The organism is Neobacillus endophyticus (assembly GCF_013248975.1).
GTDB lineage: Bacteria > Bacillota > Bacilli > Bacillales > Cytobacillaceae > Neobacillus > Neobacillus endophyticus.
Genome location: NZ_JABRWH010000001.1, coordinates 3,905,732 through 3,917,305 on the forward strand (window position 1 = coordinate 3,905,732; position 11,574 = coordinate 3,917,305).

Genomic DNA, 11,574 nt, shown 5'->3' on the forward strand with positions numbered 1-11,574 from the left:
ATTAATGCTATTAGGTCTTCATATGGTGGTAAAGGATGAGGAGGAACATTTAAGACGTTGCCTAGAAAGCGTTAAGAGTATTGTAGATGAAATTATCATTGTAGATACAGGATCAAATGACCGGACAGTCGATATTGCTAAATCATACGGAGCAACCGTGATAGAAACAACTTGGGAAAATGATTTTTCATATGTTCGAAATCTTTCATTAAAAAGATCAAATACGATATGGAATATTTTTTTAGATGCAGATGAGATCATAACAGGTGATCTCGAGAAGATCCGTCAAAGCATAGTTGATTCTGACAAAGAAGCATTTTGGGTGGTAATTGAGAGTTTAACAGGATCCCTTCCCTATGAGAAGCTAATCCATTCATCAATTCGGATTTTCCGTTCCCGGCCTCAATATTATTTTAAAGGGCCAATTCATGAGGATATTCTTCCATCCATTTTAGAGCATGATGTTTCTAAGGAAAGCATTGGAGCCATTGAAGTAGCAAAAATCATTCATTACGGATACCTGCCGGAGATTCAGCAACAGAAACAAAAGGCACAGCGCAATTTGAATATTCTTCAATCAGCCCTAAGAGACAATCCTAACCAACCATATTACAAATATCATTTGGGCCTTACATATGAACAAATGGGAAATAACCAAGAAGCAGTCAGTTTCATTCAAAGGGCCTTAAATGAAGTAGATACGAACACTTCCTTCCGTCCAACTATGGTAAAAGATTTAGCCAAAATTCTGATTAAAATAGGAAAATATGATACTGTAATTTCTTTTCTCAAGACGGAACTACAAAATTATCCGAACTATCCTGACTTGCATTATTATTTAGGGGTATCGCATTTTAATAAAAATGAAGAAGATCATGCCATTCGTGCATTTCAAACGGCGACACAACAAACACCATCAAATAAATACATTCTTGAAAATGGTAAAGGCAGCTTTCATTCATGGACTTTAATGGGGGATATCGCATTAAAGTGGAATGCTAATGCTGATGCTCTTAAATTTTATATAAATGCTCTGAATCACTGCCCCTTCTATTACGAAGCACTATTTGGATTTAGTGATGTTTTGATTGCACACAATATTTCCAATAAAGAGATAAAAAAAGAACTCACCCATCTCCTATCTCCAACACTAGTTCAAATACAAGTAAGGCAGGTATGTATGCCCCATATAGCGAATGCTCTTTTTTCGAGCGGATGTTATTTGGAATTTTTAGAAATACTCCAAGATTTAGGGGATACATCCTTCATTAGTAAAGAAAATATCATTTTGAGTTATTTATATATGGGGGATGGTGAGAGGGCGCAAAAAGAAATCACCAAATTTTTAAAACAAGGGGTTCATCTTTTAGATCCAGTACTGCAATCTATGTTTGTTTTTTACTGGGAAAATTCCAAACCATTTCCAAAAGAAATGCTTACTGCTATACAATCCAGTACTAAACCCCTTTATTATCTTAAAATTTTAGATTTGATACCAAATGCCTCTAAAATTGAGGAAAACGTGGAATTTTTATTATTCCTGAAAGACTTTATTCATCAGGCGATCATCATGCGGGCAGGGAATGTGTTAAAGTCCTTACTTAGTAAGTATCCGTTTTTTCAATTGTTTGCGGCAAAAATGAAATATTATGAGGGTTACGTGAATGAGGCTGCAGATGATTTATCCATGCTGATGAATGATAAGGTTATTGATGACGAAGGAATTTTTCTACTCGGGGAATACTCATACGATTATGGCAGATGGGAAGAGGCTTCACTTCTATTTGAAAAAGTATTGCTCCATCAGCCTGATCACAATAATGCCCGCATTGGTGCATCCTTATGCTACAACCAGCAGGCAAAAGAGCTTCTTCAGGATTCTTGTGAAAAGCTGCCGGAATATCCATTATTTACGAGTTATTTAAATAAGATCAATTTGGCGATCGAGCTATCAAATAAATATAGTTGGCATTCGAATTGGCGTGGACGGCAAAGGAGGAATCGCAATGAGCAGCATCTCTCTCTGCATGATCGTCAAAAATGAAGAACAGTTTTTGGAGAATTGTTTAAATAGTGTAAAAGATGTTGTTTCAGAAATGATTATTGTCGATACTGGTTCAGAAGACCGAACGATTGAAATTGCCAAAAAATATGGGGCAACAATAGTCGAAACGGAATGGAAAAATGATTTTGCATCAGCGAGGAACCTTGGAATTGAACAGGCTAGAGGGGAATGGATTTTATTTTTGGATGCGGATGAAGAAATAAATAAGGACTCGATCCCTGAATTAAAAATGTGGGCAGAGTACCAGGATGCAGATGCTTACTTTTTAAGGGTGTATAACCATTTCGGGGAAAAAGGGAAAGAGGCGAGCGTCAATCCAACGATCCGTATGTTTCGCAACCGAAAAGAACATTATTTTATAGGTCCAATTCATGAACAAATTGCTGAAAGCATCCAACTCGCCAATCCCGATGCAAGATTTGTGATGACGAATGTTTGTATTGACCACTATGGGTACAGTCCATCGATTCGCTCGAAAAAGAACAAGACGGCTAGAAATATTAAGCTATTAGAAAAAGAGCTTGAGAAAAATCCAAATAATGCTTTCCATTTATATAATATTGGGATTGAATACTTGCAGCTTTTAGACTTTGAAAAAGCGCTGGAGGCGTTTCGTAAATCAAGAAGTCTCGTCAGTCCTAAAATTAATTATACCCACCTTCTATATAAGTGCGAAGCCCGTTGTTTAGCAGCACTTAATCGAGTACAAGAAGCAATCGACTGCTGTGATTCGGGGATCCATTTATATCCCGACTATACGGATCTTCATCATTACAAAGGATCGTTCTATATGGTTCTCGGGGATTTTCCTGCCGCAAAAAAGAGTTTAAACAGGGCAATTAAGCTATCAGAAACGAGAAAATATCATACGGAAGCTGGAATTGGAACTTTCACAACGCATTATTTACTTGGGTTGGTACATGAAAGCCTAAGTGAAGATGACCGGGCGGTGGAAAACTATTTTAAATCCTATCAATATACTCCTAATAGCTACCGCCCGCTTTACCGGATATTTCAATTACTGAGAGTCACAGATCGGCAGCAAGATTTACGTCTATTATTAAAACGTAAATTTAAAATGGAATCACATGAAGAACGGCAAATTATCCTCAATATACTACTTCGTACCCACTGCTATCGTACAGCCATGGATCTAATTGAAAGCTGGTTGGCGAAATATGACTGTAAATCTCCGGAATTGAAACATTGGCTGCAAATTAAAGAAGAGTGTGAATTGCTCAATGAAAATAGCAATAAAATACAAGCTGCCCAACTTTTGCACCAATGCAATTTGTTCCATTTCATAAATGAAAATGACCAAGAGGCACATCTACCTGTTAACTTGGTCCCAAGCTTAGATGGTCAATCTTTGTCTTCCATTCTCGATTCGGAAAGGATTGCGCGGATTCTATATTCATACGGTTATTTTCGTGCATTTCAACAATACATTCAAAAGTGGAAAGAAAAACACTCACAAATGGAGGAAGATTTTCAAGCGCATTCCGTTTTACAAATTGTTCATACACTTGCCTATAATGCGGAAATGCATTTCGATGCTGTTTTAAAGAACAATCCTTCAGCTAATCTTATTCAATCCGCCAAAATTACCCTGCCATTTGATGAGGGATTTATAGAATAAGGGGAATATGAATGTGAACGAACCATCTGTTTCACTTTGTATGGTTGTCCAAAATGAAGAGCAAACGCTGGAAAAGTGTCTGACTTCTGTTAAGGGTATTGTGCAAGAAATTATCATCGTTGATACCGGGTCCACTGATAAAACGACAGATGTTGCTCAACGGTTTGGGGCAAAAATTATTACATCTCACTGGAATGATGATTTTAGTAAGGCGAGAAATCTAGGAATTAAAGAAGCAAAAGAAGAATGGATATTAGTTCTGGATGCAGATGAAGAATTATATGAAAGCAACTTTCAGCGAATTAAAGATTCCATGAACGATTCATCTATTGGCGGTTTTTTCATTAATTTTATTAACTTCTTTGGAGAATATGACGAGAATTCCTATTTTACAGACAGTGCTTGCCGTCTTTTTCGGAATCATCCTAACATCCATTTTAGCGGGGATATTCATGAAGAGGTAACTACTTCGATTCACAAATTAGGATTACAGATTATCTACAGTGGGCTTACGATTTTCCATTACGGCTACCTGGAATCAGTTTTAGCTCGTAAAAAGAAAAATAACCGAAATCTCCGCATCATTCGAAAAGCACTTAAGAAACGTCCGGATGATTTACGTTTGAAATATGCTCTCGGGGTGGAACAAATCCAGGCGGAAGCGTATGCTGACGCATTGGAAACTTTTATAGGAACACTTGAAATCGTTACGCCTGAAGCGGATTTTGCTCCAGATATCCTTTTAAAGACTGTTCATCTATTAAGATATTTCAATCGAAATGAGGAAGCGTTGCAGTTGGTAGAAAGCGGTCTTTCCCACTATCCCGACTTTTCCGATCTTTACGATGTTAAAGCAGATATTCATCTAATCAAACATCAGTATCAGCATGCTTTAAACTCACTTTCTGCCTGTATAGCCATTAAACCAGATCGAACTAGGTATTCAACTCAGGCAGGTTCTGGCTCTTATCGAACAGTCTATTGTCTTGGATTGGTCCAAGAAAAGCTTCTACAATATAAGGAAGCCCATCAATCCTACCATACCGCTTTGACACTTAATCCAAGATATTTACCTGCTTGGCGCCGATGGGTTTTATGGTCAGCCCTCTCTCCTAGTCCACAAAAGTTAGTTGAAGACCTGAACGCTTGGAAATATCAATTGAGGGCAGAACAATGGGTAATCCTGATTAAAAAATTAACCACTACTCGCAATGAATCTCTTGTGGAGTGTGTTTGGGAACTTATTCCTTATCCAATTCTTGAAGATTTAGAGGATAAGATTAAACCGATAGCAGAAGCCATCCTCCTTGCCATTCGAGGGGATAAAGAGCAGGCTAGAAATATTCTACAGTGTCTAAAGCGAAAATTGACTATGGAAGAGGTGTTATTTCAATGGTCGATGTTATATGAAACTAACAATACGCAGGAAGAGGAAAAGTGGTTATTGGCATATGCCCCGATTTATCCAGAAATTCGTGCCTTAAAGAATTTTATTGATCAGTATGAAATAAATGCTCAAACAGTCAATATCCTTAAACTTGCTACACTCATGATGTTAGAAGCAGGCTTTTTCAAGGGTTATATTCGTTTGCAAAAAAGTATACCTCAAGAACTTGATCACATCCCATTGTCACATTTTTATCTTATTTATCGATCACCAATTGAATTTATCCAACACATTACTGAACGCTTATATCCAATGTGGCAACGTTTAAGTGTAATTGAGGCACAAGCCTTATGTCTATTATTGATGAAACTTGGAAGGGACAGAGAGGCAAAGGAAATCCTTATGTATTTAATTGAAAAATCCCCGATGGAGGCCCTGAACAGGCTGCTGCTCTCTCAATTATATATTTCAAGGGGGCAAAAGCATGTTCGACACTTAACAGATGATGGGGAAAACGTGGATCTGATCGCCTTATCCTTATCAAATTAACAGTCAATTGGTATCATCGATTTTTCGTAAGCATATTGTTGAATTGCATATGCGGTTTTTAGAAAGGAGGTTTGAAGATGAAAGCTGTGATTCATACGATGCCTGTTTTAATCCGAAATCAAGACGATCTTTCGATGTTGATTACATGTTTGGAGAGCTTGGCAAAATCTGAAGAACATCCAATGGTTATATTGTATAACCAAGGGAATCTCACAAACGCGGATTTAACCAATGTCATTGAACCATATATTAAAAAGTATCATATAATTGGAGCTGGAAAAAATGACGGCATCCCATTCGCCAGGCAGGCCTGCTTTGAATATGTTTGGGCTCATTACCCAGAATGCATTTACCTGACGGAAATCCATCCGGACATGATTTTTTCGCCCCATTGGACGGATCCGTTACAAGAATTTCTTGAGACCCATCCTAACGAACCCTGTGTGTGTCCTGGAATCTTAACAGCAAGTGGAGAATGGCACCCGTATAAAAAAGGGATTCCAATTACAGCTATTCCGAAATCGATGGATCAATTGTTAACAGTGTTAGATGAACATAAAACAGCAAAAGTGGTGGAAGGATTTGTTCATCCCGTGATGCATCGTTCCAGTGATCTTAAAAAGATAGGCGGCTATCAATTATCAGACCTGCCAGGAATGCAAGGATACGAGGATGATTATTTGCTGCTTTCTTATTTTCATATATTACGGCTGCCGGCAACATGGAAGCCGAAAGCTTACTTACAATCGTGTGTATTTCATTATACAATGGCACAAAGGATGTCACTGCCGAATATTGAGCAGGAGGCAAACAAGAACTTGGAAGGGATTATTCGACGATTTGGCACCCAGGGATTGCAAGATCTTAAGCATATTCACGAAACGAGAATGGCAGAGGAGACCACAAGTCTGAAATTAGTATTGCTTGAATCTCAACCTGAGACAAAAAGTACCGGTATTTCAAGACTATCTAATTCACCCGTAATTAACGTAACGACAAGAAAAGAAATCGTGAAGGAAAACGGAATTACGTATGCTCCTCATACCGTCATAGAAGAGATATATCCGAAGGACTATGCCGCTATCGTTAGCCATCCCTACTGGGTAAATATTATTGGTAGATTGAATCCAAATGTGGTTATTAGTATGATTCCCGATTCACTCGTCCATCAAAAAGACCCGAATATTGATTTTTATTTGAAGGCATTATGTTTAAAATCTAATTTGATCATTACCGAATCTGAAGAAACTTTCATTAACTTGAGTTTAAAATACCCACTTGTTTTTTGCTGCATAGACCCTCCTTATTCCCAGCCAATATTTGATTCGAAATTATCCACTTTTTCTGAGAAAGACGGTTTAATATTGGAAGTTTTACACGAAATAAAGTACGAAGGAACAGAAGGCATTTTAAAGATCCACCAGATGGCGGTCAATTGGAGAAAGGAAAGAATCAATGATCTTAAAGAGTCATTAGAATGGGCTCCTCATCATGAAGAGAACCTTTTTTTATTAGCAAGATATTTATACTTAAATGAGGATTGGGCAGAGGCGGAACACTACTTCTTTCAGGCATTTTCCCGAAATATAGTTTTTAACGTAAACAGTGGATTGAAAAAGTATTATCCTTGGATTACGCTTGTTCAGGCAAGACAGGGGAAGATAAAGGATGCCCTAAATTCTTATGGAATCCTCGCTTTGACACAGTCACAAAAAGACCTTTATTACAAGCTTTTATCGCTTTATGCTGAACAGCAGCATCACTTTATTCAAGCAGAGCTTTGCCGTGAAAATGGTGATATACGCTATGCAGCCTATCTATATGAAAATTTGCCTGAAACTTTAACATATGAAGACAAATACCAGCTCTATAAAGACTGTATGAACCATGATCAAGCACTTTACTATCTGTCCTGTTTGCAAAGTGAGCCTAAGATTGAGATGGAAAAATGGATGATCCAAGGTGAAAAGGAAGAGCTTTCCGGTGATAAATATCGGGCTATTCATTGTTATCTTCAGGCTGCTTGTTATGATGAACAAGTCCTCAGCCGGATCCTCAGAATCAAGACAGTCGATGAATTTTTAGGAGAGAAAGGACAATAGGAGGGATTCGATGCGTCCTGTTCGGAAACCAGCAAATAATCAGCTAACGGCGATCCTTCAGGTAAGAAATGAAGAAAATCGCTACTTGCAGGAAGTTTTAAGTGATTTGAACGAGTATGTTGACGACATGGTCATTGTAGATGATGCCAGTACCGATCGGACGGTAGAAATTTGTCAGTCCTATTCGAAGGTAAAAGAAATCGTACAGCTCACTGAAAGCCATTTTAATCGGGAATGGGAATTGCGGACCCGTTTGTGGCATGAAGTTTGTAAATATGAACCTGATTGGATTTTAGCCATCGATGCTGATGAGGTTTTCGAATCGGCATTTAAACAAAAAGTACGCACTTTGATAAATCAGGACCAATTCGATTGGGTCAGCTTCCGAATGTATGATTTTTGGGGAGGACGAACCCACTACCGAGAAGACCAATACTGGAACTTGCACAATCGAAATACGATGATGCTGACTCGTTATCTACCAGGTTTTCCGTACTATTTCTTACAGCAAGACCATCATGTCCACCGTCTCCCGTTGTCCTATAATGCGCTGCCAGGCTGTGCAACGGATATCCGTGTCAAACATTTTGGATGGGCCGGAACGGAGGAGGAAAGATTTCAAAAGTATAAGCGGTATATGAGTGTCGATCCAGAGGGGAAATGGGGGAATCTGGAGCATTATCAGTCGATCCTTGATCCTAATCCGAATCTTATCGAATGGAAGGAAGAATTGACTTGAAAAAAGTTTCGATTTTAACCCACAGTTTTTTAGACGCATATAATAACCGGATTCATAAGCTATATGGTGGCGGATTGGAAAGATATCTGTATGAGCTTTGCCTATTGTTGAAAGAGAAAGAAATTGAAGTAGAAGTTCATCAACTCTCATTCTATGAACCATTTCAAATCGTATTAGAGGACACTGAAATTTCGGGAACTAAGGTGACGGGGCATTTTTGTGACAATCTTGAAAAGATACCCGATATTTTTAATGAGATGGCACATATTGCGAAGGGACAGCTCATTTATGCAAGCTGCATTTGGCATTCCATCCAATATCGCGAAGGAAGCCTAGGGATTTGTCACGGGATCAATTGGGACCGGATTAATTTAGTTGGTGAGGCAAAGGAACAAGTGAAAGAAAATGTTCAGAGAGCGATACATCAGCTTTCAAAAATTGTCTCGGTGGATTCCCATTTCTTATCCTATTGCCGTTCCGTTTGTTATTATTACGACCCTGAAAAAATCGAACTAATCCCCAATTTTGTAGAAACGGAGCGGTTTATGCCTGGTGTTAAGGAAAAATCCTTGGATGAAAAGGTTCGGGTACTCTTTCCAAGGAGAATCAGCCATGAACGAGGCATCCTGCCAATGATGGCGGCTGCCGATCTCCTGTTGGAAAAATTCCCGCATAGCGAATTCATATTTGCTGGCGAAACAATTCAGGAGACTGAGATATGCAAGACATTTGAGTATTGGTTAATGGTGCATCCTAATCGAAAAAGAATACATCATCAGTCCTATTCTTTCCATCAGATGCCAAAAGTTTATCAAGAGGCGGATATTGCCGTGATTCCAACAATTTTTTCGGAGGGAACCTCACTCTCATGTTTAGAAGCATTGAGCACAGGTTTACCTGTTATTTCGTCGAATGTTGGCGGGCTCAATGATATTATTATTGACGGGTTTAATGGATTTCTAATTACTCCCACGACGAATCGCCTGGTAGATGCTATCTCTATGCTGATTGAGGACGAAGAAAAACGCGACAAGATTGCTTCCCATGCCAGAGAAACAGCTTTGGCCTATGACAGGAAAATTTGGCAGAATCGTTGGCGAGCTCTCATCGATAACTATTTACAACTTAGATAAGGGGAGATTCCGATGCCCAATTATAATGTATTTTCGGACCTGCGCGATCCTCTAACTGTTGAAAATATAGCAGCTAGCAGTGCAGAAAACGGGGTGAATTACCGAATTACTACTGGAATTGTCTCAGTTCCAGCCAATAATTTTGTTGCTGTTCAGCTTAATAATCCCAGTACTTCCGTATATACGGCCAGGATAGGTAGGATTTTTGGGGGAGCATTGGTGAATACTGCTGTTCATTTACTTCGTAATGGCACAGTTACGGGTGGAACCACACTTACACCAATTAATACCAATTTTGGTTATCCTAATACCAGTCAGTTAATTCCAACATTTTCCGTCAGTAGTGTAAACCCGGCTGTGGGCGGGCAAACATTTAGCACCATTATTCAGACAGGAGGACCAATTGAAGATGATGAACTGGGGGAAATTGTCATCCCCCCCAATAATAAACTGATTATTGATCTTCAGAGTTTATCGGGTGGTACGAATACCATGGCAATTACAATAGGTTGGGCAGAGGTGAGCCCTGTTTCTTGAATGATGAAAGATTTCTATGTTTGCTATATTCGTGCATTAATGAGACTAATTAGAGTACTAAAAAGCGATGAGAGGAAGATCTCATCGCTTTATTATCTTTCACAGGCATAACCATCATGGTCGCGATCCAACTTTGCTTGATAGGCAGGATGTCCTTTAGGAACGCCGTTTGGGTATTTCTTACGAAGTTCCGTACAGTTGGAAAAGAATTCTGTCGTCCCGCTAACTGTGCCTGTATCTATTGATGTAGTTGAAGTTGTATTCGTACTTTTAGGTGACGAATGGGTTTGGGTGTTTGATGTACTATGAGATGTTGTGGATGATGAATTCACACAGCCAATAAATCCACGATCAGTTGCATACCCTGGCTTAGACCATATATTCAGCATTCTGTTCTTGGCAAGATTTTCATCGTTACGGAATTCATTTAAATATTTGTAGGTCGGTTCATATATATAGGCAACTCGTGCATAGCCTTCTTTAAGCAGTTCCTCTTGTACGGAATTGCCGTTTATGAATACATAGGCAAGCAGGCGGCCATACTTATCTCTTTTATTTCCATTGTCGAATTCGAGGGTCAAATTTCCGTTGCTAAGTAATTGTTTATTTCGATTGTAAGCATCGACTGCATAAGGCTGGACACAGGTGTTTGGTTTTTTCTCTTCAGGTGTGTCCACTAACAAATATCGTACTGTTTCTTCTTTCCCATTATAAATGACTTTTATTGTGTCACCATCGACAGCGTCTACTAATGTAACGGGAACTTGTCCATTGGACGTCTGTGTTTGAGACTGATCATTTGTGTTTTTTGTATCCGCTTCTGGTTTTTCAGTTTTAGATGTATTATCGACACTTTTTTCCATTTTGTTGTGATTATTTGCGCTATTGGTCTGGTTACAAGCTGCCAGACTAAGCAGAAGGAAGGCAACAATTGCCGTCTTAAAGAATTTTTTCATTTTTGACTCCCCCAAATCTTCTTCAAATGCCACCCTATATATAAATTAATAGAATAGTTTCTACTTATTATTATAGTGCAAAAAAGTATAAATGGGATCATTTTGCAATTTTCGTAATTTTCCTGTTTGCTTATAAAAATGGAGAGTCGTTATTTTGCAAATGAACAATATTTTTAAATAAGATGAATGAAGGAAAAATTGTTTGTTTCTTGGTGTATTTCCGACTAAAAATGATAAGATAATTTGACAATAGAAGTCTTGTGAATGACAGAAATTAACAAAATGTTGGGATGGTTAATTCGGATTCATTCACCAAAATAATCTCTTCACAAACTGATATTTCACAAAATCCGTTACCGTAATTCCAAATAATTCTACATTCCACACCTTTATAGAAAGCAATTTCATTAGACAAAATGACACAATCCCTTCAATCTTTTTTTACGTTAAACCAACAAAATTTATTT

Annotated in this window: 8 protein-coding genes; 7 read left to right on the forward strand and 1 reads right to left on the reverse strand. The window is 38.4% G+C overall.

Features of this window, described 5'->3' with window-relative positions; all coding sequences use genetic code 11:
• Positions 1-4 precede the first annotated feature (4 nt).
• From HPT25_RS19215 to HPT25_RS19245, 7 genes are all read left to right on the forward strand, one after another.
• On the forward strand, positions 5-2,044 hold the full coding sequence (locus tag HPT25_RS19215) for a TPR domain-containing glycosyltransferase (protein ID WP_173067858.1): 2,040 nt from the start codon (positions 5-7) through the stop codon (positions 2,042-2,044).
• A complete protein-coding gene (locus HPT25_RS19220; protein ID WP_173067861.1) occupies positions 2,007-3,704 on the forward strand; it encodes a glycosyltransferase in 1,698 nt (565 codons plus the stop codon). The genes HPT25_RS19215 and HPT25_RS19220 overlap by 38 nt, the downstream gene beginning before the upstream one ends.
• 7 nt (positions 3,705-3,711) lie before the next feature.
• Positions 3,712-5,640: a tetratricopeptide repeat-containing glycosyltransferase family 2 protein gene (locus HPT25_RS19225; RefSeq protein ID WP_217269761.1), complete on the forward strand. Its 1,929-nt coding sequence runs from the start codon at positions 3,712-3,714 to the stop codon at positions 5,638-5,640.
• 77 nt (positions 5,641-5,717) lie between these two features.
• Positions 5,718-7,742 (forward strand): tetratricopeptide repeat protein, encoded by a 2,025-nt coding sequence (locus HPT25_RS19230; RefSeq protein WP_173067867.1) that lies wholly within the window; start codon positions 5,718-5,720, stop codon positions 7,740-7,742.
• Between the two features lie 10 nt (positions 7,743-7,752).
• The gene (locus HPT25_RS19235; protein ID WP_173067870.1) at positions 7,753-8,481 is read left to right on the forward strand and encodes a glycosyltransferase; all 729 of its coding nucleotides are present in this window, start codon (positions 7,753-7,755) and stop codon (positions 8,479-8,481) included.
• The gene (locus tag HPT25_RS19240) at positions 8,478-9,614 is read left to right on the forward strand and encodes a glycosyltransferase family 4 protein (protein ID WP_173067873.1); all 1,137 of its coding nucleotides are present in this window, start codon (positions 8,478-8,480) and stop codon (positions 9,612-9,614) included. Before HPT25_RS19235 ends, HPT25_RS19240 begins: the two co-directional genes overlap by 4 nt.
• A gap of 12 nt (positions 9,615-9,626) precedes the next feature.
• Complete coding sequence (locus HPT25_RS19245) at positions 9,627-10,151, forward strand: hypothetical protein (RefSeq protein ID WP_173067876.1); 525 nt, start codon at positions 9,627-9,629, stop codon at positions 10,149-10,151.
• 92 nt (positions 10,152-10,243) lie between these two features.
• Here HPT25_RS19245 and HPT25_RS19250 read toward each other — a convergent pair whose 3' ends face one another.
• A complete protein-coding gene (locus HPT25_RS19250; RefSeq protein WP_173067879.1) occupies positions 10,244-11,107 on the reverse strand; it encodes a thermonuclease family protein in 864 nt (287 codons plus the stop codon).
• Positions 11,108-11,574: the final 467 nt, after the last annotated feature.